This is a genomic window from Amycolatopsis halotolerans (genome assembly GCF_042647905.1).
Lineage (GTDB): Bacteria > Actinomycetota > Actinomycetes > Mycobacteriales > Pseudonocardiaceae > Amycolatopsis > Amycolatopsis halotolerans.
Window position 1 is genome coordinate 22,377 of sequence record NZ_JBHRWI010000006.1, and the last position, 26,813, is coordinate 49,189.

General features: G+C 70.0%; 23 protein-coding genes. 16 read left to right on the forward strand and 7 right to left on the reverse strand.

The window, feature by feature from the left end:
- Positions 1–40: 40 nt before the first annotated feature.
- The 3 genes from ACFORO_RS05495 to ACFORO_RS05505 all read left to right on the forward strand — a co-directional run bounded on the left by ACFORO_RS05495 (position 41) and on the right by ACFORO_RS05505 (position 6,288).
- The gene (locus ACFORO_RS05495; RefSeq protein WP_377867598.1) at positions 41–3,871 is read left to right on the forward strand and encodes an IucA/IucC family protein; all 3,831 of its coding nucleotides are present in this window, start codon (positions 41–43) and stop codon (positions 3,869–3,871) included.
- Positions 3,868–5,088 (forward strand): MFS transporter, encoded by a 1,221-nt coding sequence (locus ACFORO_RS05500; RefSeq protein WP_377867600.1) that lies wholly within the window; start codon positions 3,868–3,870, stop codon positions 5,086–5,088. The genes ACFORO_RS05495 and ACFORO_RS05500 overlap by 4 nt, the downstream gene beginning before the upstream one ends.
- Before the next feature lie 384 nt (positions 5,089–5,472).
- Positions 5,473–6,288, forward strand: a complete 816-nt coding sequence (locus ACFORO_RS05505) for a DUF1206 domain-containing protein (protein WP_377867602.1) — start codon at positions 5,473–5,475, stop codon at positions 6,286–6,288.
- Between the two features lie 6 nt (positions 6,289–6,294).
- Here ACFORO_RS05505 and ACFORO_RS05510 read toward each other — a convergent pair whose 3' ends face one another.
- The 3 genes from ACFORO_RS05510 to ACFORO_RS05520 all read right to left on the reverse strand — a co-directional run bounded on the left by ACFORO_RS05510 (position 6,295) and on the right by ACFORO_RS05520 (position 8,535).
- Complete coding sequence (locus ACFORO_RS05510; protein ID WP_377867604.1) at positions 6,295–7,164, reverse strand: carboxylate-amine ligase; 870 nt, start codon at positions 7,162–7,164, stop codon at positions 6,295–6,297.
- Positions 7,165–7,173: 9 nt separating this feature from the next.
- Entirely contained in the window at positions 7,174–8,043 is an 870-nt protein-coding gene (locus ACFORO_RS05515) for a hypothetical protein (protein ID WP_377867606.1), read from the reverse strand.
- A gap of 318 nt (positions 8,044–8,361) precedes the next feature.
- On the reverse strand, positions 8,362–8,535 hold the full coding sequence (locus tag ACFORO_RS05520; RefSeq protein ID WP_354747149.1) for a hypothetical protein: 174 nt from the start codon (positions 8,533–8,535) through the stop codon (positions 8,362–8,364).
- 163 nt (positions 8,536–8,698) lie between these two features.
- Here ACFORO_RS05520 and ACFORO_RS05525 point away from each other — a divergent pair, with 163 nt between their 5' ends.
- Positions 8,699–9,481, forward strand: a complete 783-nt coding sequence (locus ACFORO_RS05525; RefSeq protein WP_377867607.1) for a maleylpyruvate isomerase family mycothiol-dependent enzyme — start codon at positions 8,699–8,701, stop codon at positions 9,479–9,481.
- An 8-nt stretch (positions 9,482–9,489) separates the two neighbouring features.
- On the opposite strand, the gene ACFORO_RS05530 is transcribed toward ACFORO_RS05525, so the two are convergent.
- The gene (locus ACFORO_RS05530) at positions 9,490–10,284 is read right to left on the reverse strand and encodes an IclR family transcriptional regulator (RefSeq protein ID WP_377867610.1); all 795 of its coding nucleotides are present in this window, start codon (positions 10,282–10,284) and stop codon (positions 9,490–9,492) included.
- Between the two features lie 101 nt (positions 10,285–10,385).
- Here ACFORO_RS05530 and ACFORO_RS05535 point away from each other — a divergent pair, with 101 nt between their 5' ends.
- The 9 genes from ACFORO_RS05535 to ACFORO_RS05575 all read left to right on the forward strand — a co-directional run bounded on the left by ACFORO_RS05535 (position 10,386) and on the right by ACFORO_RS05575 (position 18,867).
- Positions 10,386–11,336 carry a DUF1177 domain-containing protein gene (locus tag ACFORO_RS05535; protein ID WP_377867612.1) on the forward strand — a complete coding sequence of 317 codons (951 nt, stop codon included), beginning with the start codon at positions 10,386–10,388 and terminating at the stop codon, positions 11,334–11,336.
- Complete coding sequence (locus tag ACFORO_RS05540; RefSeq protein ID WP_377867614.1) at positions 11,333–12,673, forward strand: cytosine permease; 1,341 nt, start codon at positions 11,333–11,335, stop codon at positions 12,671–12,673. The genes ACFORO_RS05535 and ACFORO_RS05540 overlap by 4 nt, the downstream gene beginning before the upstream one ends.
- Positions 12,670–13,959 (forward strand): M20/M25/M40 family metallo-hydrolase, encoded by a 1,290-nt coding sequence (locus ACFORO_RS05545; protein WP_377867616.1) that lies wholly within the window; start codon positions 12,670–12,672, stop codon positions 13,957–13,959. The genes ACFORO_RS05540 and ACFORO_RS05545 overlap by 4 nt, the downstream gene beginning before the upstream one ends.
- 29 nt (positions 13,960–13,988) lie before the next feature.
- Positions 13,989–14,723, forward strand: a complete 735-nt coding sequence (gene pepE, locus ACFORO_RS05550) for a dipeptidase PepE (protein ID WP_377867618.1) — start codon at positions 13,989–13,991, stop codon at positions 14,721–14,723.
- 392 nt (positions 14,724–15,115) lie between these two features.
- Complete coding sequence (locus ACFORO_RS05555; protein WP_377867620.1) at positions 15,116–16,402, forward strand: MFS transporter; 1,287 nt, start codon at positions 15,116–15,118, stop codon at positions 16,400–16,402.
- 69 nt (positions 16,403–16,471) lie between these two features.
- A complete protein-coding gene (locus tag ACFORO_RS05560; protein WP_377867622.1) occupies positions 16,472–16,972 on the forward strand; it encodes a MarR family winged helix-turn-helix transcriptional regulator in 501 nt (166 codons plus the stop codon).
- A gap of 86 nt (positions 16,973–17,058) precedes the next feature.
- Positions 17,059–17,763 (forward strand): alpha/beta fold hydrolase, encoded by a 705-nt coding sequence (locus ACFORO_RS05565; protein WP_377867624.1) that lies wholly within the window; start codon positions 17,059–17,061, stop codon positions 17,761–17,763.
- Between the two features lie 127 nt (positions 17,764–17,890).
- Positions 17,891–18,133 carry a hypothetical protein gene (locus tag ACFORO_RS05570; protein ID WP_377867626.1) on the forward strand — a complete coding sequence of 81 codons (243 nt, stop codon included), beginning with the start codon at positions 17,891–17,893 and terminating at the stop codon, positions 18,131–18,133.
- Positions 18,130–18,867, forward strand: a complete 738-nt coding sequence (locus tag ACFORO_RS05575; protein ID WP_377896495.1) for a M50 family metallopeptidase — start codon at positions 18,130–18,132, stop codon at positions 18,865–18,867. The genes ACFORO_RS05570 and ACFORO_RS05575 overlap by 4 nt, the downstream gene beginning before the upstream one ends.
- A 392-nt stretch (positions 18,868–19,259) precedes the next feature.
- On the opposite strand, the gene ACFORO_RS05580 is transcribed toward ACFORO_RS05575, so the two are convergent.
- Positions 19,260–19,718: an Lrp/AsnC family transcriptional regulator gene (locus tag ACFORO_RS05580; protein WP_354747126.1), complete on the reverse strand. Its 459-nt coding sequence runs from the start codon at positions 19,716–19,718 to the stop codon at positions 19,260–19,262.
- Positions 19,719–19,781: 63 nt separating this feature from the next.
- Here ACFORO_RS05580 and ACFORO_RS05585 point away from each other — a divergent pair, with 63 nt between their 5' ends.
- The 3 genes from ACFORO_RS05585 to ACFORO_RS05595 all read left to right on the forward strand — a co-directional run bounded on the left by ACFORO_RS05585 (position 19,782) and on the right by ACFORO_RS05595 (position 21,975).
- On the forward strand, positions 19,782–20,498 hold the full coding sequence (locus tag ACFORO_RS05585; protein ID WP_377867631.1) for an AzlC family ABC transporter permease: 717 nt from the start codon (positions 19,782–19,784) through the stop codon (positions 20,496–20,498).
- Positions 20,491–20,820, forward strand: coding sequence for a branched-chain amino acid transporter permease (locus ACFORO_RS05590; RefSeq protein ID WP_377867633.1), 330 nt, complete (start codon positions 20,491–20,493; stop codon positions 20,818–20,820). Before ACFORO_RS05585 ends, ACFORO_RS05590 begins: the two co-directional genes overlap by 8 nt.
- 168 nt (positions 20,821–20,988) lie before the next feature.
- On the forward strand, positions 20,989–21,975 hold the full coding sequence (locus ACFORO_RS05595; protein WP_377867635.1) for an aldo/keto reductase: 987 nt from the start codon (positions 20,989–20,991) through the stop codon (positions 21,973–21,975).
- An 89-nt stretch (positions 21,976–22,064) separates the two neighbouring features.
- Here the strand turns inward: ACFORO_RS05595 and ACFORO_RS05600 are convergent, their stop codons facing one another.
- Complete coding sequence (locus ACFORO_RS05600; RefSeq protein WP_377867637.1) at positions 22,065–24,032, reverse strand: YhgE/Pip family protein; 1,968 nt, start codon at positions 24,030–24,032, stop codon at positions 22,065–22,067.
- The gene (locus tag ACFORO_RS05605; protein ID WP_377867639.1) at positions 24,032–26,743 is read right to left on the reverse strand and encodes an MMPL family transporter; all 2,712 of its coding nucleotides are present in this window, start codon (positions 26,741–26,743) and stop codon (positions 24,032–24,034) included. Before ACFORO_RS05605 ends, ACFORO_RS05600 begins: the two co-directional genes overlap by 1 nt.
- Positions 26,744–26,813 lie beyond the last annotated feature (70 nt).

Sequence of the window (26,813 nt, forward strand, 5' to 3'; positions counted from 1 at the left end):
CACCATGCCCACCCCCGCCCAGGCTAGTGAAAATACTTTCATGACACCGTCGGGAGGCCCCCTTTCCCCCGGCGAACTCGCCGTCTTCCTTCGTCTGGAAGAAACTGAAAAGTTCGCGCCGCCGGAGCTTGCCGCGCACTACGCGGAATGTCTTCCGGAAGCGCGGGCGACGACTATGTCCCGGCTGCTCTCCGCTGTGGCGCGCGAGGGTTTGCTGAAAATGGACCTGGCCCGCGAACGCGGTCTGGACCTGGTGCTGCGCCAGGCGACGAAGACCGGCCGCCTGGTCCTCGCCGGTCCGGTGCGCCTCGACGGCTGCGAGGTCGCCGATCCGTTGCGGCTCTGGGATTTCCTGGTGAGAGAACAGCTTTGTTCCGGCGACGGCGACTCTTGGGATCGGCTGCGCGCCGAACTCGCCGACAGCGTCACCGGTCACGCGCTGTCCCTGGCCGCCGCCGGTCTCTTCGCGGCCGACCTGCGCGATCGGGATGATTCCGACAACGAGCCCGGAACCCGGCCGTTCACCGCGCTGGTCGCCGCGCTCCGCGAATCGGGAGAGACCGGGTCGCTGCTGGTTCCTTTCGAGAGAATGGTCGTCGAAGGGCACCCATTGCATCCGGTCGCCAAAATGAAAGTCGGGATGTCCGCCGAGGACGCCGTCCGCTATTCCCCGGAATTCGGTCCGGAATTCGGCCTGCCCCTGGTTTCGGTTTCCCGGGACGCCGCCGCCGGAGCGAACGGCCTTGATGCTTCGCAAACACTGCTGAGCGAAGCCTTTCCGCGAACTGTCGCCGCGGCGACGGTCGAGATGCGCGCGGCCGGGCTGATTCCCGAGCAGCGCGTGCTGATTCCCGTTCATCCGCACCAGCGTTTCCACGCCCTGCCCGTGCTGCACGCCGACGCGATCGCCGACGGCACGGTGGTGCCGCTGCGGACCCGGATCCCGGCGCGTCCGCTGATCTCGGTCCGGACCCTGTCGGCGCGCGAGGCCGCGGCCAGCGCGGGGCTGCACGTCAAGACCGCGCTGGAAGTGCAGCTCACCAGCGCCGTCCGCGGGGTTTCGCCCGCCGCGGTGCACAACGGCCCGCGGCTGTCCGCGCTGCTCGAACGCATCGTCGCCGGAGACCTGGACCTGTCGCTCGCCACGCCGGACGGGCGTCGCCGGTTCGCGGTGCTGCGAGAGTTGGCCAGCGTCGCGTATGTGCCGCCGGACGGAGACCCCGCCCCGGCGCGACGTCGTTCGCTCGCCGCCGTCCTCCGCGAAGACAGCGAAGATCTGCTCGGCCCGGACGAACTGTCGATGCCGATCGCGTCGCTGTTCGCGAAATCGCCGTTGACCGGCGCCAGCCTGCTCCACGACCTGATCACCGAGACCGCTTCGGGCACCGGCGCTCCGCTGACCGAAGTGGCCCGGCAGTGGCTGGCCGCGCACGTCGAGTGCTGCGTCCCGCCGGTGCTGACGCTCCTCGTCCGCTACGGCATCGCGCTCGAACCCCATCCGCAGAACACCGTTCTCGTGCTGAAAGACCGCTGGCCGCACCGCGTTCTGGCCCGGGACCTCGGCGCCGCGCGCCTGCTGGAGTCCCGCTTGGCCCGGCGGGCCATGACCGGCGACTTCCTGCCCGGCTCGCCCCTGCTCGCCCGCGACGCCGCGACGCTGCGCGCCAAGCTGTACTACCCGCTCTTCGGACACCACCTCGGAGAACTCGTCGCCGAGCTCGCGAACACAGCCGGGTGCTCGGAGGACCTTCTGTGGCCGGTGGTGGGGGAGTGCGTGCGGAGGACGTTCCACCGGCTCGCCATGTCCGCCGGCTGTCCCGAAGAGGCCGAGGACGCCAGGGCGGACGCCGAAGCGCTGCTGAGCGGGCCGTGGCAGCACAAAGCGTTGCTGACAATGCGGTTGAAGAACCTCGTCACCGATCAGCAGTACGTCGAGGGGCCGAATCCGCTTGTCGCGCCGGTCGCGGAGCCGGAACCGCCGGACCTCAACGAGGCGGAGCGGGACATGTTCGCCGGCCTGCGGGATCGTCGGCCGGAACTCGTGCGGCCGTGGCTGGACGAACTCGCCGGGGCGCGACTGAGCACCCTCAACGGAGCGTGCGGCGCCCTGCTGCGCGAGCGGAGATCGTTGTCCGCCAAGCGGATCACCGAGATCGTCCTGCCCTTCACCGGAACCCCGCCGGTTTCCCCGAGCGTTCTCGCGCTGCTCGGTCCGCGCACGGGCAGGCTGATGTGCGTGACCCTGCCGTCCGGACGACGGCTGGCCGTGGTGTGCGAGCTGGAGAACGGGTTCGGGGCCAACGAAGTGGCGAGCCCCGTGGTAGTGAGCGACGGCGTCGAAGTCCGCGCGCTCGACCGTCCCGAACAACTGGTCGACGCCGTCGCTTCACCCGGCGGAGAGATGGATTGGGGCGCGCTCCGAGACGATCTCGTCGACTCCGCGCGCAACCTCGCCCTGTCCCGCGCCTGCGTCCGGCGCGGCCTGCCCCTGCACCGGCTGGCCGAGCAGCGCGCCGCTTCCGACCTCACGCTCGACCTGGACGCGGCAAGCGCGGAAGGGCACACGATCCACCTCTGCCCGAGGGTTCGCCGAGGCTTCACCCCGGCGGATTCTCTCGCGTACTGCCCGGAAAGCGCCGACACGGTAGGCCTTTCCTTCGTCGCGGTGCGCAAGGATTCCGTGCGCTCGACCCCCGACCCGTCGGGCGCCTCGGTGGGCACGATCGTGGCCGACCACTTTCCCGCGATAGCCGCGCGCGCCATCGACGGACTCGCCGCCCGCGGGCATGCCCCCGCCGAGTACGAGCTGATCCCCGTGCATCCGTGGCAGATGCGGAGCCGGCTGGCCGCCGAGTACCACGAGGAACTGGTAGCGGGCAGCATCGTCCCGCTCCCCGAAGCGCAACTGGCGTGCCGCCCGACCGTCTCGGTGCGCACCCTGGTCACCGCCGCCCCGGGCAGGCACGGACGTCGCCTGACGGTCAAAACCTCGCTCGACGTCCAGCTCACCTCGCGGCGGCGCACGATCTCGCCCGCCACCACCGACAACGGCCCGCGGATGAGCCGTCTCCTGCAACGCCTCCTGGCGGACGACCCCGCCACGCGCGGCAGAGTCGTCTGCGTACCGGAGCTGGCCGGCATCGCTTTCTCCTCGCCGGCAGGCAAAGGCGCACCCGAGCGAGAACGCGGCCTTTCCGCGCTGCTCCGAGACGATCCCGCCGACTACGCGATGCCCGGCGAGATCGTCCTGTCCGCCTGCGCTCTGCGCGGAGCTTCGCAGCCGGACGGAACCGTTCTGGCGGAATTGGCCCAGGAACGCCCGCACGAGTTCTTCGAGCAGTACGTCGAGTTGATGCTGACCGCGGGGCTGCCCTTGCTGTGGCGATACGGCATCGGCCTGGAAGCCCACCTGCAGAACACGCTGCTGGTGGTTCGCGACGGACTCCCGGTGCGAGTCCTCGTCCGCGACTTCGGCGGGATCCGCGTCAATCCCCGCCGGATGCACGAGGCAGGCCTCGATTTCGCCCCGCACCCCGATTCGATCACCTTCACCGACGACATCGACTACGTCCGCCGAAAAGTGTCGTATGCACTGCTGCAGGCCAACATCGCGCAAGTGGTGACGATGTTCGCGGCGACCTGGAACCTGCCCGGCGAGCAGCTCTGGGCGACGGTGCGCACCAAGATGACGGACCTGCTGGCCGGCCTCCCCGAGAACCTGCTCGCCAGGGCGTCCGCCGACGTGGCGTTCCTCCGGACGTCGCATCTTCCGCAGAAAGCGTTCGGCCTCATGCGATTGCTGGCGGCCGACCACGACATCTACCTGCCACAGGCCAATCCTCTGCACGGCGCGGGCGACCCCGTGCGATGAGCACCGGCCCTGCCGGACGGCTGCCGCTGCGCCTGTTCCTGGCCGGCACGCTGTCCTCCCGGATCGGCGACACCGCGGATCTCGTCGCCCTCAACTGGTACGTGGTCGAGCAGACCGGTTCGGCGACCGCGCTGGCGACGGTGAACGTGGTGCGGCTCGCGCCCATCCTGCTGTTCACCGCGCCGGCCGGGTGGCTCGCCGACCGCTACGACCAACGCCGGCTCCTCGCGGGCCTGCGCGTGGCGCTCTTCGTCTCGACCCTGTGCCTGGCCTGGATCGTCACCACCGGCGGCCCGCTGTGGCTCGTGTGCGCGATGGTGTTCGCGCGGGCCTCAGCGGGCAGCGCCGAACCCGTGCTGAGACAGACGCTCCTCCCGCTGCTGCGGGACCAGCGACCGCTCACCGCCGTGATCGCGATGCACTCCGCCTGCCTGAACGCCGCGATGATCCTCGGCCCCGCGGTCGGCGCGCTCGTCCTCGCGGTCAGTTCGGTCCCTACCGCGTTCTGGTTCAACGCGTTCTGCACGCTGGTCGCCCTGTGCTGCCTGACCATCCTGCCCGAGTCCGCCCCTCCGGAACCGTCCGCTTCGGACCCGCCGACGGATTCGGTCTGGCACCTGCTCCGGCGAAACCCGGCGATGCGCCGCCAGATCGCCCTCGCGATGGGACCGATGCTGTTCGCTTTCCCTTACACCGCAATGATGCCGCTCCTGTCGAAAGACCTCTTCGACGGCGACGGAAGCACCGCGGCCCTGCTGCTGACCTGCGGCGCGGCGGGCGCGTTGGCCGCGTCGACCACCATGTCCCGCCGCCCGCCGGCCAACCCCGCGCGACTGGCCGCGATCGGCGCGGTGCTCCTCGGCTGCGCCCTGCTGGTCCTCCTGGTGCCGAGCGGCTTCACCGGAAGTCCCGCCGCAGTAGGCGCCGGCGCGACGATGGTCGTGGTCGGCCTGGTCGGCCAGTGTTACCGCACGGCCAACCGGGCAGCCTTGCAAGCGACCGCCCCCGGCAACCTCCTCGGCCGGATCATGGGCATCGCGAGCACCGACCGCGCGATGATCCCGGTCGGCACCGCGGTGCTGGGCCCGATCGCGGAACTCGCGGGCACCCGGGCGATGCTCGCGTTCATGGGGCTCGGATGCGTGGTCACGACGCTGCTGACGATCCGGATCTACCGGGCCCCGCCGCAGCCGGAACCGGGTCTGGCCCCTGGCTGATTCCCGCGCTCGCCGCCTGCCATCTGTACGTATTCGCTGTCCAGCGCGTCAATGACCGAAACTCGCGCCAAGCGCCCCAGCCCCATGAACGCGAGTGTGGCGACCGGCAGCACGATTTCGCCGAAGTCGGCCCCGCTCGCAGACCTGACCGAGGCGGCCCGAGCCTGGACTTCCTCGGTTCGCGGCGGTCGTGCAGCAAACGCGCTCTCCTGGGCCTCGACCGCGCGCTGCCGGTGACGAATCCGCCCTGAATGCGAGGACACGCCGGGACGCCCGCCCCTCGCGGCCCGAAATCGCCCGCCGACAGTCCTCAGTGGATCTCCCGAGCGGCGGATTGCGCCATCTGCCCCAATGGCGCCGGGCCGCAGCGGGTATCCCCACCCCATGAACCGGATCACCCGCACGGTCGCCCGAGGCGAAAAGACCGACACCGCCCAGTTGCTCGGCCGGGCGGGGATGGCGTGTTACGCGCTCGTGCACCTCATCCTCGCCTGGCTCGCCGTGCGAGTCGCCTTCGGCAGCGGCGAACAGACCGACCAGAAGGGTGCCCTGCGGGAGGTCGGCTCGACGGGGTTCGGCCAGGTTCTCTTATGGGTGCTCGCGTCCGGCCTGGCCGCCTTCGGGCTGTGGCAGTTCCTGATGGCCGCGACCGGATACGCCTGGACCAGCGGCGGAAAGCGAACTCGCAAACGGTTAGGCGCCGCCGCCCGGGGAATCGTGGTGCTCGCGCTGGGCGGCACCGCCTTCCGCCTCGCCGCGGGCGAGGGCGGGGGAGGTTCGAGCGATCAGACGCAGCAGGAGTTCACCGCGAAGCTGCTCCAACTCCCCGCCGGTCCGGCGTTGGTGGTGGCCGCCGCGGCGATTGTGCTCGGCGTCGCCGTTGCCGCTGGGGTCAAAGGCGTGAAGCAGACTTTTCTGGAAGACCTCGACCCGAGCGGGCTGCCCGGCAAGACCCGCCGCTGGGTCGGCTGGCTGGGCACTACGGGATATCTGGCGAAGGCCGTCGTGTTCGCGGTGACTGCTTTCCTGCTGGGCTACGCGGGTTTCCGCGCCGATCCGAGGCAGGCGGGCGGGCTGGACGCCAGCCTCAAGACTCTCGCCGCCCAGCCGTTCGGGACGGTGCTGCTGACGGTGGTCGCGGCGGGTCTGGCGGCGTTCGGCGTCTATTGCCTGGCTGCGGCTTGGGCACACCGGCGCTGAGGCGGGTCAGCCGGTGCCCGCGAGCAGGTCGACGACATCCTCACCGCGTCCCCGCTCCGCGAAGCGCTGTCGTTGCCGATCCGCGCCGCTGCCCTCGGCGCACAGCCGCGTCACGGCTTCCCGGGCGAACTCCAGGTCCCCAGCTGCTTCCAGCGCAGAAGAAGCCAGCTCGACCAGATCAGTCAAGACCGTCTTCGTCGGAGCCAGATCGCCGCTGCTCGGGTGCGGGCAACTGCCGATGACCCCGTCCCGCGACGCGCGCCAGCCGAGCAGGACCGCTTCCTGCGGGGTCGCGGCGACGTCGGCCATGCGGAACTCGATGGTCGGCTGCTTCTCCGAGAGCCGGACGTCCCAGTAGACCATCCCGCGGTCGAGGATCGCGCCCGAGCACAGCCACGCGTCGACGACGCTTTCGTACTCGTCGAGCGACGCGAACCGCGGCGGGGGACCGGCCGAGGGCCAGCGGCTCCATTGCTGGTCACGCCAGCTGCGGTATCCGGTGTCGTAGCCGTCGGCGATGGCGGAATTCGCGGTCACGGTCAGCAGCGCCGGCAGCCACGGCCGGATCCGCCCGAGCACCTGGGTTCCGGTCTCCTTGTCCGGGACGGCGACGTGCACGTGACAGCCACAGGTCCGCGCCGTACGCGCGATGGCCCCGAAATGCTCGGCGATCCGCTCGTAGCGCGGATTCGGCGTGACGCTGGGCAAACCGGCTTCGGCCACCGGCGGCGTGCCCGCGGGCAGCAACCGGCGTTGCTGCCGGCGCGCGGCTGCGGCCAGGTCCTCGCGCAATTCGCGCAGCCGCCGCAGCGCCTCGTCACGGGTCCGGCAGACATCCGCGCAAACAGCGCTTTGAGGGCAGCGCCAAGTCCACAAAGGACCGAATCAGGTGAGTTTGCTGCCGCCGGCAAGCGAACCCTTCAGCGCACCGGTAGCCGCAGTGAGTGCCTTGGTCGCGGCACTGACGTCCATACTGTCGTTCCAAGTGCTCATGACCGCGACCGCGAAAGTCCGGGACTCGATCCGCACCAGACCGGTCGTATTGAGCACCCGCCGCCCGTCGGAAGTGCCCCACCCCTGTTTCACCGCCCATTTCGCGTCCGGGAACGCGCGCGGGATCCCGAAATGCTGGTCAAACCCGTCAGCGGCGTTGCGCGAGGCGTTTTCCAAGGCCTCAGTAAGGAATTCCCGCTCCTCGTCGGACCGGCCCGAGGTGATGTGCCGGTACACCGCGACGACGTCGTCAGCCGACATCTGCGTGGAACCCCATTGGCCGGGGTCGGCGGGCGGCGAGGTGTGCGCGAGGCCCAGTTTTTCGGCCTGGTGCCGGACAATCGCCGGTCCGCCGAGTTGCTGCCACAGGCGGCTGGCGATGCGGTCGTCGCTGGCCGAGAGCATGGTGCGGACGGCGGTGGCGTCGTCGTCGGAGGGAACTCCGGAACGGTCGATCAGCTCGAGTGCGATCAGCAGCTTCACCACGGACGCGGTCGGCTGCGGCTGGTCGGCTTTCCAGCTCACCTCGACGGAGCACGCGTCGAGATCGACGACCTCGATCTCGAGCCGAGGGTCGTTTCCGTTGCTCAGCAAGGCTTTCCGGGCTTCGGCGACGGCGCCCGGATGCTTGGCCGCCGCCGCGGCCGGAGCCGTTCTGCACGAGGCGGTCCAGTCGGTCCCGCCGGAACTGCTGGCGATGACGGTCGCGGCGACCAAACTTCCCGCGACCGCGAGCGCGGCCACCCCCACGAGCATCTTCATCGATGCGAACTCCTTCGGCAACGGTCCGCTTCCGCGGGAAGCGGGAGCGATGCGAAGGTAGTGAGAGCGGGGGAATGGCAGGATCGTCCGAAGAGTCCGTCCATTCAGGCCAGTCGGCGGGCAACCCCGTCCGGGCATCGGCCATTTGGCCGACCCGCGGCGCGCTGAACTGCGGAGACTCGACGGCCGCCAGCGATGCGGCGACGGCGGCCGGGAGCGCGAACAACTCGGCGACGGCGGAAGCCGGAGGACGTTCAGGCAGATCCGCTTGCCCGATCTTGCCTTTCCGGCCGCCTTTTGTCGGTCTCCGGGGTTCGTTCAATCGGTTTCGGGTTGCTGCCACGTCCGTCCGGCCCGCTGGGCGGCCAGCCGGATCTCGTCGCCGACCACCTGCCAGTTCTGGTCCGTCGGGTCGTGGTCGCCGATCCACGTGCGCCGCGGCGCCGCGAGGGAGCCGCCGGCCGGCTGCGGGTTTTCTGTCATCTGAGTCATGATTCCTCCGTCTCCGGACGAAAACCACCTCGGACTACCCCTATCGAGCCCCGCGAGGCGATCGAAAGATTTCCGCTGAGGGGTGTCGATCCTCGCTACGGTCGTTCGACGCGTAGTCGAAGGCCCCTCGAAAGGCAGCCGCCGAGACCCCAAGGACCCTCCCATGACCGAACTGAACGCGGAACTCGTCCGGCAAGCGATCGTCGACCACACGAGGCACCTGGCGGAATCAGCCGTCGCCGCCGGGCCGGGCGCTGCCGTGCCGACCGCTCCGAAGTGGACTGTCGCTGACCTGGTCGCGCACGTGGGCCAGACCCAGCGCTGGGTCGCCGAGATCATCGAGCGCCGCATCACCGACCCCGCCCAGCTGCCCACCGAGATGGCCGCCCCGCCTTCGGATCCGGCTGAGTGGCGGGCCTGGCTGTCGGAATCCGCGCAACGGGTCGCGAACGCGTGCTCCGATGAAGCGCTCGACGCACCGGTCTTCAACGCCTCAGGAGACACCCGGTCCGGGACGCGATTCTGGATGACCAGCATGCTGAACGAAGCGGTCGTCCACGGCTTCGACGCCGCCAACGCCGCGCACCGCTCGCTCGACGTCGACCCCGGCATCGCGGCCGCGCTCATCACCAACCACCTGACGATGCTCACCTCGCCCACGTGGGAGATGCAGCGGTCCGAGTCCGCGCACGCCATCCGGGGCACCGGTCAGACGCTGCAGTGGCTGGCCACCGACACCTCAGCCGCCTGGTCCGTCGAACGACAGCCGGACGGCGCGACCTGGCAGCCCGGAACCCGCGAGGCCGACGTGACCGTGACCGGCCCGGCGCAATCCCTGCTCCTTCTCTTGACCCGGCGGCTCCCGCTGGCCGACTGCGAAACCGTCGACGGCGACACCGCCCTCGCTCAGCATTGGCTCGACAACACCGCCCACGCCAGCGACTGACCTGGAGCTCACCGGCGCGGAACCGGCCGGGAAAGCCGCAGTTCGATCAGGTCCGCACCGCGCCGCAACAGGTCCACCCACTGCTCGGGATCGTGGTCGAAGCGCGCGGAGGACCAGCCGATCGACAGGCTGCCGTACGGTTCGCCGCGCAGGAAAACGGGCACCGCGAGCGTCGCCACGCCGGTGTCGTACTCGCCGGTGGTGAACGCCCAGCCCCGGTCGGCGACCTCGGCCAGCTGATCGCGCAGGACGGCGAGGTCAGTGACCGTGTCCGGCGTGAAGCGCGCCATCGGCCGGTCGGCGAACAGCCGGTCGCGCTCCTCCTCGGGCAGGAACGCGAAGTACGCCTTGCTGGTCGCGCCCGCGTGCGCCGGGTACAGCTCGCCGACCAGCGAATAGCCGCGCAGCCGTCCGTCGGTGCCTTCCGCGGCCAGCACGCACCGGGTGTGCGCGCCGTCGGGCAGGGACAGCAGGGCGGCGTGCCCGGTCTGGGCGGCGAGGTCGGAGAGGACCGGGACCACCAGCAGGTCCAGTGCCCCGGCCCGGTCCCACAACCGGCCGAGGTGCAGCGCGGCGGGCCCGATCCGGTACCGGCGGGTGCTGTCGTCGCGGACGAGGAAACCGCGATGCGCCAGCACCGCCAGGAGCCGCTGCGCGATCGAGGTGTGCAGCCCGAACTCGCGCGCCACCGCGGTGACTCCCCATTCCGGGCGGGCGCGGTCGAACGCGAGCAGCACCTGCAGCGCGCGGTCCGCGGTCTGCGGCAGGCCGGGCGGGGTGGCGCGCTCGTCGTGGTCCGGCATCCGGCCATTGTGCGAATAACGGGAAATATTTGTAAAGCCGGTGCACCCGGACCGAGTCTGGTCGGACCACCCCCGGCGGCCTGACTTCTCAGAGGAACCACATGCTCAAACACGTCCTGGAACTGCTCGAAATCCTCGACGACCCGGCGGTGACCGGGAAAGAGGTCGTCGCCTACCTCGACGCCGTCGCCGGCGCCGCGGGCAGCGGCGCGGAAATCACCACCGTGACTGGCGACGCCGGCCAGACCGACTTCGTCCGGGTGCGGGTGCCCGGCAGCCGCGGCCGCACCGCGGGCGGCGACGCGCCGACCCTCGGCGTGGTGGGCCGCCTCGGCGGAGTAGGCGCCCGGCCGGAGGTGACCGGTTTCGTGTCCGACGGCGACGGCGCCGCCGCCGCGCTGGCCGCCGCCGCCAAGCTGCTGTCGATGCGGGCGCGCGGGGACGTGCTGGCCGGTGACGTGCTGATCGGCACGCACATCTGCCCGGACGCGCCGACGCTGCCGCACGACCCGGTGCCGTTCATGAACTCGCCGGTCGACATCGCCACGATGAACAGCTACGAGCTGTCCGCCGAGATGGCCGCCGTGCTGTCGATCGACACCACCAAGGGCAACCGGGTGATCAACCACCGCGGGCTCGCCCTGTCCCCGACGGTCCGCAGCGGCTACATCCTGCGGGTGTCCGAGGGCCTCGGCGAACTGCTGGAAACGGTGACCGGCGCGCCGCTGGTGACCTACCCGATCACCACCCAGGACATCACGCCCTACGGCAACGGCGTCTACCACCTGAACTCGATCCTCCAGCCGGCGACCGCGACGGACGCGCCGGTGGTCGGACTGGCGATCACCTCGGCCGCGACGGTGGCCGGCTGCGCCACCGGGGCGAGCCACGAGACGGACATCGCCGCCGCCGCGCGTTACACGGTCGAGGTCGCGAAGCAGTTCGGCGCGGGCACGCTGCATTTCCACGACGAGACGGAATTCGCCACCCTGCAGACCCGCTACGGCTCGATGGCGCACCTGCAAACCCTGGGCACGGAGGTGACCGGATGAGCACCGCGACGCAAACCGCGAAGCACGCCAAAAAGCGGATCGGCAACGACGACTACGCGCTGCGCCGCGTCCCCGGGGACGCCCGCTACGGGTTCGGTTCGATGCTGCTGCAGTGGCTTGCGCAGTCCGGGTCGCTGTCCCAGTTCGTGCTCGGCGCGACGCTCGGCGTCGGGATGCGGTTCTCCGACGCGTTCTGGGCGTTCACCCTCGGCGCGGTGATCCTGGAGGCGGTGATCTTCCTGATCGGCCTCGCCGGGCAGCGCGAGGGACTCACGATGACCATGCTGACCCGGTTCACCGGCTTCGGCCGCAACGGGTCCGCGCTGGTGAGCCTGGTGATCGCGATCAGCCTGGTCGGCTGGTTCGGCGTGCAGAACGGCATCTTCGGCAAGAGCATGAACGCCCTGGTCGGCGGGCCGGTGTGGCTGTGGTGCGCGGTGTCCGGCGTGGTGCTGACGCTGCTGGTGATCTACGGCTTCAAGTACATGATGTGGCTCGCGAAAATCGCGGTGCCGCTATTCTTCGGGCTCGTCGCGTGGAGCGTCATCTCGACCCTGTCGGAGCACTCGGTGGGCGCGCTGATGTCGGCCGCGCCGACCGCGACCGCGATCTCCGTCCCGGCCGCGGCGACGATCATCGCGGGCGGCTACATGACCGGCGCCGTGGTCGCCCCGGACATGACCCGGTTCAACCGCAAGGGCTGGCACGTCCTGCTGCAGAGCTCGGCGTCGATGGTCCTGTCCGAATACATCGTCGGCATGACCGGCGTGCTGCTCGGGCACCTGGTCGGCAGCTCTGACGTCACGCACATCGTGCTCTCCACGTCGGGCTTCGTCGGGCTGATCGTGGTGGTGCTGGCGACCGCGAAGATCAACGACTGGAACCTGTACGGCTCCTCGCTGGGCGTGGTGAACTTCGTGCGGACCGTGTTCGGCCGCCCGCTGCACCGCGGCGTGGTCACCCTGGTGATCGGGATCGCCGGGACAGTGCTGTCCGCGATCGGCTTCCTGCAGCACTTCACCGCGTTCCTGTCGCTGCTGGGCGTCGCGATTCCGCCCGTGGGCGGGATCATCGTGGCCGAGTACTTCCTGGTGCGCCGGCTTTCCACGCCGCTGCGGGAAACCCGGGCGGCCGGGCGGGTGCCCGCCACGATGCCGGTCTGGGTGCCCGCCACGCTCGCGGTGTGGGCGGCGGCGTTCTGCGTCGGCAAGTTCGTGCACTGGGGCATCCCCGCGCTGAACTCGCTGCTCACCGCGGCGATCCTGTACACGGTGCTGGGCTGGGCCGGGCTCATCCGGCCGGTGGGCTCGGTGGAACTGGAGGAGGTGGCCGCGTGACCAGCGCACAGGACGAGGTGGTCGAGCTTTGCCGCGACCTGATCCGGATCGACACCTCCAACCCGGGCGCGACCGAGCGGCCCGCAGCGGAGTACGTCGCGGAGAAACTCGGCGAGGCCGGGCTGGAACCGACTCTGGTGGAGAGCGCGCCCGGGCGGGCCAGCGTGTTCGCCCGACTGGCCGGAGTGGACTCTTCGCGGCCCGCGCTGCTCCTGCACGGGCACCTGGACGTGGTGCCCGCGGACGCCGACGAGTGGAGCGTCCCGCCGTTCTCCGGGGAGATCGCCGACGGCATGCTGTGGGGCCGCGGCGCGATCGACATGAAGGATTTCGACGCGGCGATCCTCGCGCTGGCGCGGCAATTCGGCCGCACCGGCGAGAAACCGCCGCGCGACCTCGTGTTCGGCTTCCTCGCCGACGAGGAGGGCGGCGGGAAGTTCGGTTCGCACTGGCTGGTCGAGAACCGCCCGGATCTGTTCGAGGGCGTCGGCGAGGCGATCACCGAGGGCGGCGGCGTGTCGTTCGACCTCGGCAACGGCAGCCGGCTGTATCCGATCGAATGCGCGCAGCGCGGGCAGGCGTGGCTGCGCCTGGTCGCCACCGGCCGCGCCGGGCACGGTTCCTCGCCGAACGACGAGAACGCGGTCACCGATCTCGCCGAATCGCTCGCCCGGATCGGCCGCCACCGGTTTCCGGTCCGGCTGATCGAACCGGTGCGGGCGCTGCTGGAACGCGCGGCGGAACTGCTCGGCGTCCCGTTCGATCCGTCCGATGTGGACGGGAGCCTGGCGCGGATGGGCCGGGTGGGGGAGCTGGTGAACGTGATCCTGCGCAATTCGGCGAACCCCACCATGATCTCCGGCGGGTACCAGGTCAACGTCATCCCCGGCCGGGCCACCGCTGCGGTCGACGGCCGGTTCTTGCCTGGGTACGAGCAGGAACTGCTGGACACGATCGACGAGCTGCTGCTGCCGTCGGTGCGCCGCGAGTTCATCCATCGGGACATCGCGATGGAGAGCGGCTTCGACGGTCCGCTGGTGGACGCGATGTGCGCGGCCGTCACCGCGGAGGACCCCGACGGCCACCCCGCCCCGTACTGCAACGCCGGCGGCACCGACAACAAGGCGCTGTCCGCGCTCGGCATCCGCGGCTTCGGGTTCAAGGCGCTGCGCGTCCCGCCGGAACTGCCTTACAACCGGCTGTTCCACGGCGTCGACGAACGGGTGCCGCTGGAGTCGCTGCGGTTCTCCGTCCGGGTCCTGGACCGGCTGCTGCGGACTTGCTGAACAATGGCGGGCGAACCAAGGAGAATCGCGTGACTGACCTGCTGTTGCTGTCCAACTCGACCAACCACGGCCGCGACCCGCTCGACCACGCGCTGGACGCGGTCGCCGAGGTGCTGGACGGGCGCACCGAACTGGTGTTCGTGCCGTTCGCGCTGGCCGACCACGACGGCTACACCGAGCGCATCGCTGCCGCGGTGGCGCCGCTCGGCGTACGGGTGCGCGGGCTGCACACCGCCGCCGACCCGGTCGCCGCGGTGCGCTCGGCCCCGGCGGTGTTCACCGGCGGCGGCAACACCTTCCGCCTGCTGGCCGAGCTGTACCGCCGCGAGCTGCTGGAACCGTTGCGGGACAGGGTGTCCGAGGGGATGCCCTACCTCGGAGCGAGCGCGGGAACCAACATCGCCGGTCCCACGGTGCGCACCACCAACGACATGCCCATCGTGGAGCCGCCGAGTCTCACTTCGCTGGGACTGGTGCCGTTCCAGCTCAACCCGCACTACGTCGACCCCGACCCGGCCAGCAGGCACATGGGGGAGACCCGGGAGAAGCGGCTCGCGGAATTCCACGAGTGCAACGACATTCCGGTGCTCGGCCTGCGCGAGGGCACGTGGCTGCGCGTGCGCGGCGACTGGGCGGAACTGTCCGGCGTGTCCACGAGCGGCGGTGCGCCCGGACGGCTGTTCCGGCGGGGTGCGCCGGGCGAGGACGTCTCCGGCGACGTCAGCGACCTGCTCGCTCCCGCGACCGAACCGGTGTGGGGCTGATCGCGCGACGTCTGCACGTCGTTCCGCGGGTCGACAACTGGGAAGGGCTGGGCCAGCGGGCTCGGCCCTTCCCGGTTTGCTTTCTCGGCAGCCGTTGTGCCCGGCGCGCAGCGGCTCCCGCAGATGTCCGTGAAGGGCTCCTTGCGGGAACCCGATTCCCTCAAGGAGCCCTTCACGGACCTCCACGGCCGCGCACCGTCGGCGTTGCGCTGCTGCTGAGAACCTCGTCATGGCATCGAGGAAGAGGCCTCTGCCGAGATAGCTTGACACAAGCATCTTAGGACAAAGATACTTCCCGGCGACCCCGCCGGCCGAGGCGGCCGGTCCGGCGTCGCGGCGGGTCCGCGCGGTCCGGGCCGCCTCGCGATGGTCCGGCCCGGAAAGGAACCGCCGTGACCGTGCTGAGGGAAGACCGCCGCCCCGGCGCGCCGCTGTCCGCGTGGCTGGGCGTGCTGGCGCTCCTGGTGGTCGTGGCGGTTTCCTACATCGACCGGGTCAACGTGTCCGTCCTGATCACCGATCCGGCCTTCACGCAGCATTTCGGGATCGCGGGCAACCGCGCGGCGCAAGGCGCGCTGATGACGCTTTTCCTTGCCGGATACGGAATCGCGGCCATGCTGATCACGCCGTGGTACGAGGCGGTGTTCGGGGTGCGGCGAGGGCTGCTCGTCAGCCTGGCGTGCTGGGCGCTGTTCACGCTCGCGTCCCCGTATGCCGGGGGAGCGGTGGTGCTGCTGACGCTGCGGTTCCTGCTCGGCGCCAGCGAGGGGCCGCTGTTCTCGCTGAAGACCATGTACGTCAAGGACAATTTCGCCGAAGGCACCTGGGGCAAGCCCAACGCGGTCAGCTCGATGGGCGTTTCGCTGGGGACGGCGCTGGGCATCCCGGTGATCACCTTCGCCCTCGTGCACTTCGGCTGGCACGGCTCGTTCCTCCTGCTCGCGGCCCTCAACCTGGTGGTCGGGCTGCCGCTGGTGGCTGTGTTCGTCCGCGCCTCGCGGCATCGGACAGCCGCGCGGCAACCGGCGTTGCGGCGGTTCGCCGGAGCGCTGCGCACACCCAAGCTCGGCTGGATCCTGCTGATAGAGGTGGCCACGCTCGGCTATCTGTGGGGCAGCACCTCGTGGCTTCCGTCGTATTTGCTGCAGGCGCGGCATTTCTCGCTGGCGCAGATGAGCGCGCTGTCGGCACTGCCGTTCGTGGTCAGCCTCGGATCCGGCTTCCTCGGCGGGTATCTCATCGACCGGATGCCCGCTCGCCGGGCGCCGCTCGTGCTGGTGATCGGCAGCGTCGGCACCGCCCTGTGCGCGACGACCGTGACCCTCGCCGATTCGCGCTGGCTGGCGGCGGCGACGCTCATCCTCGCCAACGCGTTCTGGGGCCTGCAGGGACCGGCGATTCCGACGCTGGTGCAGCAATACGCGCCGGCGGGCGCCGTCGGGAGCGCCTACGGCCTGATCAACGGAGTCGGCAATCTCGTCTCCGCGCTGCTTCCCACGTTGATGGGCGTGGCGATCGCCGCGGGCGGCGACCACGGATTCGCCGCCGGGTACGCACTGCTCGCCGCGACCCAGCTGCTCACGCTGCTCGGTGCGGTCGTGCTTCTCCGCGGCCGCGGCCCAGCCGGAAAGGACCCCGCTGTGGCCGATGTCCCCGCGGTGCCGGAAGAGTCCCGTTAGGACTCGTTGTCGCCGCGCGAACACCGGATAGGCTCCGTCCGCACCCTGGCGGACAAGGAGTCGATGACGATGGACACGGTCGATCAGGTGGTGGCGGACTGGGCGCGGCAACGCCCGGACCTGGACGCCTCGCCGATCGCGATCTTCGGCCGGATCCGGCGGATCGCCGACCTGGCCGCCGGGAGCCTCCGCGGATACCTGGCCTCGTACGGCCTGACTCCCGGTTCGTTCGACATCCTGTGCAACCTGCGCCGAGGCGGCCGCCCCTATCGGAAGACACCGTCCGAGCTGGCGGCCTCCGCCCTCGTCACCTCGGGTGCCCTGACCGCTCGGCTGGACGCGCTAGAACGCGACGGCCTGATCCGCCGCCGCGACCACCCAGCCGACCGCAGGGTCAGCTACGCCGAACTGACCGCCGCCGGCCGCAAGCTCATCGACCGCGTCCTCGAAGGACACCTAGACCGGGAGGAAGCGCTCCTCGCCGGTCTGAGCGAAGCCGACCGCAAAGACGTCGAACGGGCACTCGCACTGCTGGAAGACACGGTCCGGGAAGCTTCTCCAGCGCAGTAGCCCGCAGAGGTTCATTCGGGCAGACAACGAACCCGCCGAAGCTACGCGGCCGCCGGGCCTCCGCAGGCGTGGCTAGCGTGATCATCATGGAAGCCGAGAAGCCGACTACGTTCGTTCTGGTGCACGGCGCCTGGCACGGCCCATGGTGCTGGGAACGGGTGAGCGAGCACCTAATCGCGCGCGGTCACGAGGTGGTCTGCCCGTCGCTGCCGTGCGACAACGCCGAGGCAGGACAGGACGAGTACCTGGCGGTGCTCGAAGCCGCGCTCCGAGGCCGTTCCGGCGTCGTTCTCGTCGCGCACTCGATGAGCGGCATGGTGGCACCGTTGGCGACTGGCAACCCCGCGGTCAGCTCCCTGATCCTGCTGGCCGCCCTGGTGCGCAAACCCGGCTCGTCGCTGACCGACGACGGGGCAGCGCCACTTGCCGAGCCGCTGCAAAAGGCTGTGGCGCGCGCCGTCGTGGACGAGTCCGGACGCGTAGTCCTGGACCCAGCCGACGCGACCGACGTGCTGTACCACGACTGCGCCCCGGCGGACGCCGCCGACGCGGTCCGCCAATTGCGCCCCAGCGCGAATACCGTGGGCGCGCAAACCTGCCCTGCTTTGCCGGAACGCCGCGTGCCGACCACGTACGTGTCCTGTCGTGCCGATCGCGCGGTGAACTGCGACTGGAACGCCGCCCGCGCGCGGGAACTACTAGCGGCGGAAGTCCGCGAGATCGACGGCGGGCACTCGCCGTTCTGGTCGGCGCCGGAAGAATTCGCCGCGCTGCTGGTCGAACTGGCCTGACGGAACACCTCGTTCGCCGCACCGGATGTCGGCTTGGGCTAAAAGCGGCCTGTCGGGGGTACGAAATTGTCGTACCCCTGTGTGATCGTAGGGCAGCCCGTTGTTCCTCGGGGGAGGAGAACCGACGATGCCCGCAGCTCGACCGACGCCGGAAGGCCGCGAGTGGTCCGCAGTCCGGATCACCGACGGCTTTACCGAGCCCGCCGACCCCGGCAGCACCGGCCCCGCAGGCGAGCCGCAGCCCGCCGGGATCGAACGCGCCGAAGCCCGCCTGGCCTACGTCGAGGCCACTCAGCACCGGCCCGCCCCAGGTGGATTGTCCTGGATCAACCAGCGTCCGGACAGCGTCGCGGCCGGAGCGATCCGGTGAGCGGCGTGTTCGGCGTTCTCAACCAGCAGGTCGCTCCGCCCGGGCTCGGGCTGGTGCTGGCGCTGGGGGTGTTCGCGGTCGCGGTGTCGGCGGCGACGTTCGTGCTGATGCTGGCCGGTCCCGCACGGTGGCGGCCGCTCACCCGGGCCAACGTGCTGAGCACCGTCGTGCACGAGGGCGGGCACGCGCTGCTGAGCATCGTGACCGGCGGCGGAGTGTTCCAGATCGAGGTCACCAGCGCCGAAACCGGGCTCACCCGCACCTGGAGCACGTCTCGCTGGTCGCGGGTGCTGACCCTGGTCGCCGGATACGCGACGCCGCCGCTGGCCGGTCTCGGCGCGGCCGCGCTGCTGCACCGGGGGCTCGCACCGGCGGTGCTCGCGCTGACCGTGCTGGCCATGGTGCTGGTGCTGCTGGCGACCCGGGACGTGCTCACGCTCGGGATCGTGGTGGCGCTGGCCGCGGCCGCGTTCGCGACGCTGAAGTGGGGACCGGACTGGCTGCGGAACACCGTCGCTTACCTGGAAGCGTGGCTGCTGCTGACGAGCGAACTCGGCGGCGTCGCGGCGCTCGTCGTCGGCCGGCTCCGCCACGGCTACTACGGCCTTGAAGACGACGCCGCCGGACTGGCCGAGGCGAGCGGGATTCCGGCGTTCGCGTGGATCGCCGGTTGGGCCGCCCTGATCGGCTGGACGGCCTGGACCGCGGTGCCCCTGCTCTGGCCGACCGCGTAAAGGCCAATGCCGGGGACTCAAGCTGCGCGGCCCACGCCCGTCCACAAAGGACCTCAGCGCCACCGGAACGCCTGATTTGTCGCCAGGCGGCCGGGTCTTGAAGTCCGTGAAGGGAACCCTGATTGACTCTGAGTCCCTCAGGGTTCCCCTTACGGACGCCTGGCCCCGCCCAAATCCTTCGACCTGGGCAAACCGAACCTGCAGCGCCGCCTTAGGTCCCTGCCATTGGGCCGACCGCGTGAACGCCCGTGCCCGCACGGACGCCAGCAGGCAGCAGCGATGCTCGCCCAGCACTGCGGTTCTTGCCAGTTCTCGCGATGGGCGAGCCCTCTCGCGTCGTCGAGTCGCCAATCGCTTCTGCGGAGTCTTCGCGGACGTGCGCGGCCACTGGGTCAGGCGTCGCCCTTGATTTTCTTCATCGTCAGGTGGGAGGTGACCCGCAGGACGCCGGGCAGACCGGACAGCTTCCGGGTCTGGAACTCCTCGTAGGCGGCGTGGTCGGCGACCGCGACGCGGATGAAGTAGTCCGGGCGGCCGAAGAGCCGCCGGAACTCGATGACCTCGTCGTAGGAGGCGATCGTGTCCTCAAGCGCCTCGATGGTCGCCCGGTCGGTCGCGTAGACCTCGAGGTCGATCAGCGTTTCCAGCCCCCGGCCGACAGCTTCGGGATCGATCACCGCGCGGTAACCGGCGATCACCCCGGCTTCTTCAAGGCGCTTGACCCGGCGCAGGCACGGGGGAGGGGTGAGCCCGACCCGTTTGGCGAGTTCGACGTTGGTCAGCCTGCCGTCCTGACGCAGGTGAAACAAAATATCCCGATCCAGCGCATCCAGCCGCACTACATTGCTCACCGACCCATGGTAACGCCATGATCGGACACCAAATTAGCCGAGAGCTGACGTAGTGTTCCAAGGGTGGAAACCGTCTCCGACCTGGCTGTTCGCGATCGCCCGCCCGCTCTGGCCGCGCTGAAGGACTGCGGGTCCGTCGGCATCGGCCTGGTCCCGCTCGGACTCGCCTTCGGCGCGTTCCTCACGCATTCGGGCCTCGCCTGGTGGTGGGCGACGGTGTTCACGACGTTCATCTACGCGGGCTCGTTCGAGTTCCTGCTCATCGGACTGGCCGTCGCGGCCGCCCCGCTGGCGTCGATCGGGCTCTCGGCGTTCCTGGTCAACGTCCGCCACGTCTTCTACGCCCTCTCCTTCCCGCTGCACCGCGTGCGCGGCCGCAGGGCACGCGCGTACAGCACCTTCGCCCTCACCGACGAGGCGTACGCACTGTCCACAACGGACGCCGCCCGCGAGTGGAACGGCGCGCGAATCCTGTGGCTGCAACTGTTCCTGCACCTGTTCTGGGTCGGCGGAGCAACGGTGGGCGGCCTGCTCGGCTCGCTGATCCCCAGCGGTGTCGTCGGCCTGGACTTCGCCATGACGGCCCTGTTCGTCGTACTCGCGCTCGACGCGGTCCGCGACCGAAAAGGCGACCTGCCGACGCCCGTCCTAGCTGCCCTGAGCGCGGTCGTCGCCCGCGTGGTCTTCCCCGGCCAACTGCTCCTGGCGGCCTTCCTGCTGTTCGTCGGAGGACTGGTCGTCCGCTCCGTCGTGGCCGAACGGAGCTTGAGCAATGCCTGACCCTGGCTACCTGCTCGCCGCGGTCGCAGTATCCGCCGCGGTCACCTGGGGTTTGCGCGCACTCCCGTTCGCGGTCCTGGCACCGTTGCGCGCCAGCCGGATCGTGCAATACCTGAGCACCCGCATGCCAGCGGGCGTCATGGTGATCCTGCTGGTCTACTGCCTGCGCGACGTGTCGTGGACGTCCTCGAGCGCCGTCGCCCCGACCATCGCGCTGGCGGTGACGATCGGCCTGCATCTGTGGCGCCGCAACGCAGTACTGAGCATCGTCGGCGGTACGACAGTGCATGTTTTGCTGGCTAGCCTGCTGTTTCCAGCGTGAGGTCGCCGAAGAATTCTCTTCGCGAACTCGAACACGGGGGCACCGCCAGTACCTGTATCAGGCGGGCCTCCCGGCCGCCCGCGAGGCGACCTAATCTGGCTTTACCGGTCCCGGCTGAACAGCGGGGACGACGGGCCAGATTATCTTTTGCCGAAGGAGCACTCTCCAGTGCGGAAACGCAAACTCGGACAGCACCTCGAAGTTTCAGCCATGGGACTCGGTTGCATGGGCATGAGCTTCTTCTACGGTTCGCCCCCGGACCCAGCCGAGATGACGAAGTTGCTGCGGGCCGCCGCGGACCGCGGCGTGACTCTGTTCGACACCGCCGAGGTCTATGGCCCTTTCACCAACGAAGAGCTGGTCGGTCAGGCGCTGGCACCGGTCCGCGACCAGGTGGTGATCGCCACCAAATTCGGTCTCAAGCACGGAGAACACGGGCCGGCCCCGGCTTCCGGACTCGACAGCAGGCCCGAGCAGATCCGCCGGGTGACCGAGGCCTCGCTCCAGCGTCTGCGCACGGATCGCATTGACCTGCTTTACCAGCACCGCGTCGATCCTGACGTGCCGATCGAGGAAGTTGCGGGCACGGTCAAGGAATTGATCGCCGAAGGCAAGGTCAAGCACTTCGGTTTGTCGGAGGCCGGTGTGACGACGATCAGCCGCGCCCACGCCGTGCAGCCCGTGACGGCGCTGCAAAGCGAATACTCCCTCTGGACCCGGGAACACGAAACCGAGGTCATCCCGGCCTTGGAGAAACTGGGCATCGGCCTGGTGCCCTACAGTCCGCTGGGCAAAGGCTATCTGACCGGCACCATCGACTCCCGTACCTCGCTGGCCGACAACGACCTCCGCCGCATGCTGCCGCGCTTCACTCCCGAAGCACGGCAGGCCAACCAAGCACTGATCGACTTGCTCCAGGAGATCGCCGGAGACAAGGGAGCCACCCCGGCTCAGATCGCTCTCGCCTGGGTGCTGGCGCAGAAGCCGTGGTTCGTGCCGATTCCCGGGACCACCAAACTGCATCGGTTGGAAGAGAACCTGGGAGCGCTCGACGTCGAATTGACGTCCGGCGACCTGCGGCGCATCGAGGAGGCGGCGAGCCATATCCACGGTGAGCGCATTCCCGACGCGGTGAAGTCTCAGTTCGGCCGCTGAGCCTCAGAACGTCGAATAGCGGAATCGCGTCCTTCTGCAGTACGGCAGGCAAATGCGCCGTTTGCGAGACCGCCCTCGCTTCCTCCCGATCAAGGAGCGGAAAGGGCGCTGCCGCGCCGCAGCCGAATGCTTCTGGCGGAGAGGTAACGCCGCCGGTCGGTGACGAGGATCGAAACGAGGCCGCCGACCAGCAGCCATGCGGCGAGCTGAGCGACGCCGGCGGCCAGCCCGGTCCCGTCGGTGGCGGCGGCTCGCAACGCGAGCACCGCGCCGTGGGTGGGCAGGTAGCCGGCGAGTGCGTACAGCGGTCCGGGAAGTGTCGAGACGACACCGGTCGCCCCGGCCAGGACCAGCACTGCCAGCGAGGCTATCCGGCCGGCCCGGCCGAAGATCGCCGTCGCGGCCTGGTTGAGGGCGACGAACGCCGACGCGGCCAGCAACGCGATCAGCAGGAACCCGACGGTGCCGCCGAGGCTGAGTTTGAGCACGGGGACGGCGATCGCGGTGATGGCGACGGCGGCGAGGGCGGCGGCGGTCGCGCCCGGGATGGCGGCGCGCAGGATGATTCGCCAGGTGGGTTCGCGGGCGGTGAGCACCGCGTCGGGAACGGCGCGGGTGACGAGGTAGGTGGCCAGTGCCAGCGCCCAGAGGCCCAAAGCGGCGAACAGCGTGAGGGCCAGGGTTCCGGTCGGCGTTCCGCCGGCGGCTGAGGTGCTCGGCGCGGCGGCGACGGTCTTGAGATGTGCGCGTTCGGCGTCGGTGTAGCTGGGCACTTGATCGCGGCCCTTGTCGAGCTGGGTGGCCAGTTCCCGGGCGCCGCGGTCGGCCTTCTTGGCGCCGTCGGTCAGCTGCCCGGTGCCGTCGGCGAGCTTGTGGGCACCGGAATTCGTTTGCCGGACGCCGTTATCGAGCTGACGGGCACCGTCCGCGGCGGCCGCGATTCCGGCGGCGAGCTGGCCGGATTTGCCGGCCAGCTGGGCATTTCCGTCGGCGACCTTGCGGGATCCGGCGGCCAGGGCCTGGATGGAGTCGCGAGCCTTGACGGCGTTGGCCCGGACGGCGGCCTTGGCGCCGTCGATCTTCTGCGCGTCGCTGGTGAACCGGTCCGCGCTCTGGCTCAGGTCGCTGCAGAAGGAGGCTGAACCGCCGTTGGCGGGGCACTGGTCGGCCAGCTGCCGGAATTGCTGCGCGGCGCTGCCCGCCGACGGGAGTGCGTCGATGGCGGCGATGATCCGGTTGGCCAGCGGGACCACCACGGCGGCGAGTTGTTCGTTGCCGTCGGCGACTTGATCCGCTCCGTCGGCGAGTTGGCGGGTCAGCGCGGGCAGTTGCGCCGTGTCCCGTTCGGCTTGGGTGAGCCCGGACGAAAGTTTCCCGGACCCGGCGGCGAGCTTTTCGGTTCCGTTGGCGAGCTGGCCGGCGCCGTCGTTGAGCTGACTGGCGGCCTCGGCCAGCTGCCGGTTCCCGTCGGCCAGCTGGGCCGCTCCGTCGGCTGCCTGTCCGACCTGCTTGTGCAGCGTCGTGAACCCGACGTACACGTTGTCCAGGTAGGTTTCCACGACTTGCTGATTGAGGGTTTGCTGGGTGGCCTTGGCGATGTGCGTCGCCAGGCTGGGATCGGTGACCCCGGCGGCGTCGGACGTCTGCACCTGCAGCCGCGCCTGCCGCGCGTCGAGCGGTTTGCCGGTGGCGCTGGAGGTGGCGCGGGCGGAGAAGTCCTTCGGGATCGTGACGGTGGCGGCATAGCTGCCGTCGGCCAGCCCGGAGGCGGCGTCGTCGGCGTCGGTGAGCACCCAGGTGTACGAGGAATCCTCGCTGTGGGTCAGGTATCCGGCGAGCTGACGGCCGAGCGGGATGGTCTGCCCGTTGACCTGCACTGGTTCGTCGTTGTTCACCACGGCTGCTTTCGCGGTGCCGTGATTGGCGTCCGGCGCCCAGAACGCCCAGGTGAGCAAACCCATGACGATCAGCGGCACGGCGATGAGACCGGTCCAGGTGCGCCAGGTCAGCGGCCCGGCGGCCAGTGCGCGGGCGGAGTTGGCGAACGGCTTCAGCATCAGCGGACCTCGGTGGGCTTGGCGGCGGTGAGACCGTGCAGGCGGGTGGTTCCGGCAGGCAGCAGGTCCCGGATGCGGTCGGGATCCTGGCAGGTGAGCACGAAGGTGGCGGTTTCGCCGGAGCGGGTGCGGCGATCGCCGAGCAGCGCGCGCACCTGGTCTCGGACATCCGTGCGGAGCACGAGATCGACGTCGTCGACGACGATGAGCCCGGCGTCGCTCCGAAGAGCTTCAGCGATCTGGCCCGCCGGGTTTTCCTCGTCGCGGCAGGGAATGACAGCGACATCCCGGCGCAGGGCGTGTGCGTGCTGCGGCAGGACGCGCCCGAGCACCTTCAGATCGCCGGTGAACTTCGTGACCCGTCCGGCGAGCGTGTACAGCAATGCTGTTTTGCCGCACGCGCCCGCGCCGTGCAGCACAAGGACTTCTCCGCCCTGGAGGTGCAGCTCGATTCCCGAGTAGATCGGACGGCCCCGGTCGTCTTCGAGCCGGAGAGCCCGGGCACTGACCGCTTCGGTGCTGTCTGGTGCGGGCCAGTCGGCCAGGCGCAATTCGTGGACGAGCGCGTCGCCCTCCGCGTCGAACACCGGCAAGGCGCGGTCGAGCTTCGGGGGCAGTCCCCAGGCGCGGCGGCCCAGCAGCGCGAGGACCGCGGGCACCAGGGTCATGCGCACGATGAAGGCGTCGATGAAGACTCCGACCGCGAGACTGAACGCGATCGGCTTGATCGTGGCGCTGCCTTCGGGCACGAACGCGGCGAAGACGGCGAGCATGATCACCGCGGCCGCGACGACCACCCGCGACGCGGAAACGAACCCGGATTCGATGGCATGGTGCGGATCGCCCTGGTGGACGTAGTCCTCGCGGATGCGCGAAACGAGGAAGACCTCGTAGTCCATGGCCAGCCCGAAAAGGACACCCATGAGGATGATCGGCAGAAAGCTGATCACGCTCCCGACGTGAGTCACGTTGAGGACGTCCGCGAGATGTCCCTGGACGAACACGAACGACGTCGCGCCGAAAGCCGCGGCGACCGAGAGCAGGTAACCCGCGGTCGCTTTGATCGGAACCCAGATCGACCGGAACACCATGGCCAGCAGGATCAGCGAGAGGCCGACCACCAGGATCCCGAACGGCACCAGGGCGTCGCCGAGTTGTGCGGACACGTCGATCCCGACCGCGGTGATCCCGGTGACGGCGGTCTGCGCGCCGTAGGTTTCCCGGAAGTGCGGCTCCATCCCGCGCAGCCGGGCGACCAGGTCGTCGGTCTGCACTGAGTCCGGCGCGGTCGCGGGGATGACCTGCACGATGCCGGTGTCGCCCTTGGGGTTCGGCGTGGCCAGCGGAACCGAGGCGACGCCGGGCACGTGCCGGATCTCCTCGGCGAGCTTGTTCATCAGCCCGATCGGATCGGTGCTGGTGATGATGTCCGCCGTGACGATCAGCGGACCGTTGTAGCCGGGCCCGAAATGGTCGCTGACGACGTCGTAGGTGTCGCGCGCGGGGCTGCCGTGTTCCTCGGTTCCGCTGTCGGGCAACGCCAGGCGCAAGGACAGCGCCGGGATCGCGCAGACCGCCAGACCGGCGACCACGACCAGCACGGTGACCAGCGGAGCCTTGGTCGCGAGCCGGACCCACCCGCGCGCGATCTGCGGCTTCTGACGGCGCCGGGTCCGCCGTCGCGGCTTCCTGACCCGCGGCCGCAACCGGTTGCCGGCGAAGGACATCAGCGCCGGCACCAGCGTGACGGCGATCGCGACGGCCAGTGCGACCGCGACGGCGGCGGCAATGCCCATGGTGGTCAGGAACGGGATGCCCGCGACCGCCAGCCCGAGCAGGGCGATGACCACGGTCAGCCCGGCGAAGATCACGGCCGACCCGGCGGTGGCGGTGGCCCGGGCGATCGACTCTTCGACGTCGAGGCCCTCCGCGAGCTGGTCGCGATGCCGGGAGAGCAGGAACAAGGCGTAGTCGATCCCGACGGCGAGCCCGATCATCACCGCCAGCATCGGCGCGGTCGAGGAGATCGGGGTGACCAGCGTGGCCAGGAAGATCAGGCCGCCCGCGACGCCGACGCCGAGGACCGCCGTCGCCAGCGGCATCGCCGCGGCGATCAGCGACCGGAACATCAGCACCAGCACCAGCAAGGCGATGACCAGGCCGATGCCCTCGGTCGGGCTGAGCTTCGGGACCCGGTCGGAAAACGCGTCGCCGCCGGTGCGGACCTCCGTGCCGGTCGCCTTCGCGAGGTCGGCGGCGATCCCGGCGACCTGAGTCTTAGTGGTTGGGTGGACCTCGGCGAGCTGCACTTTCAACGGCACGGCGATCAGCGCGGCCCGGCCGTCCTTCGACACCGCGCCGTTGACGTCTTTGCCGAACGGGTCCACGACCGTGGCGACCTGGTCCAGCTTCCCGATCCGGTCCACCGCTTGGCCGACCGCGGCCCGGACCCGCGGGGTATCGGCCTTCGCGCCCTCCGGCGCCACGAGCACCAGTTGCGCCGACGTGCCGCTGACCTCAGGAAAGACGCGGCCCAGGTGGTCGAGGGCATCTTGGGACTCCGAGCCCGGAATGGCGAACGCGTCGTCGGTGCCTTGATTGGCCACGAGCGCCGCGCCGCCGGCCGCGGCCAGGATCACGACCCACAGCGCCACCACGAGCACGCGCGCTCGGGCGGCGGCGCGGCCCAGCCGGTACAGAAATGACGACACGGGCGCTCCCAACACATCGGATACAAGGTGTATCGTAATGCAGTGTGCATCCGATGCAACGTGTATCCGA

Coding starts and splice junctions, on each gene's coding strand:
- ACFORO_RS05495 (WP_377867598.1), top strand. CDS start 41: ATGACACCGTCGGGAGGCCCCCTTTCCCCCGGCGAACTCGCCGTCTTC.
- ACFORO_RS05500 (WP_377867600.1), top strand. CDS start 3,868: ATGAGCACCGGCCCTGCCGGACGGCTGCCGCTGCGCCTGTTCCTGGCC.
- ACFORO_RS05505 (WP_377867602.1), top strand. CDS start 5,473: ATGAACCGGATCACCCGCACGGTCGCCCGAGGCGAAAAGACCGACACC.
- ACFORO_RS05515 (WP_377867606.1), bottom strand. CDS start 8,043: ATGAAGATGCTCGTGGGGGTGGCCGCGCTCGCGGTCGCGGGAAGTTTG.
- ACFORO_RS05520 (WP_354747149.1), bottom strand. CDS start 8,535: ATGACTCAGATGACAGAAAACCCGCAGCCGGCCGGCGGCTCCCTCGCG.
- ACFORO_RS05525 (WP_377867607.1), top strand. CDS start 8,699: ATGACCGAACTGAACGCGGAACTCGTCCGGCAAGCGATCGTCGACCAC.
- ACFORO_RS05530 (WP_377867610.1), bottom strand. CDS start 10,284: ATGCCGGACCACGACGAGCGCGCCACCCCGCCCGGCCTGCCGCAGACC.
- ACFORO_RS05535 (WP_377867612.1), top strand. CDS start 10,386: ATGCTCAAACACGTCCTGGAACTGCTCGAAATCCTCGACGACCCGGCG.
- ACFORO_RS05540 (WP_377867614.1), top strand. CDS start 11,333: ATGAGCACCGCGACGCAAACCGCGAAGCACGCCAAAAAGCGGATCGGC.
- ACFORO_RS05560 (WP_377867622.1), top strand. CDS start 16,472: ATGGACACGGTCGATCAGGTGGTGGCGGACTGGGCGCGGCAACGCCCG.
- ACFORO_RS05565 (WP_377867624.1), top strand. CDS start 17,059: ATGGAAGCCGAGAAGCCGACTACGTTCGTTCTGGTGCACGGCGCCTGG.
- ACFORO_RS05570 (WP_377867626.1), top strand. CDS start 17,891: ATGCCCGCAGCTCGACCGACGCCGGAAGGCCGCGAGTGGTCCGCAGTC.
- ACFORO_RS05590 (WP_377867633.1), top strand. CDS start 20,491: ATGCCTGACCCTGGCTACCTGCTCGCCGCGGTCGCAGTATCCGCCGCG.
- ACFORO_RS05600 (WP_377867637.1), bottom strand. CDS start 24,032: ATGCTGAAGCCGTTCGCCAACTCCGCCCGCGCACTGGCCGCCGGGCCG.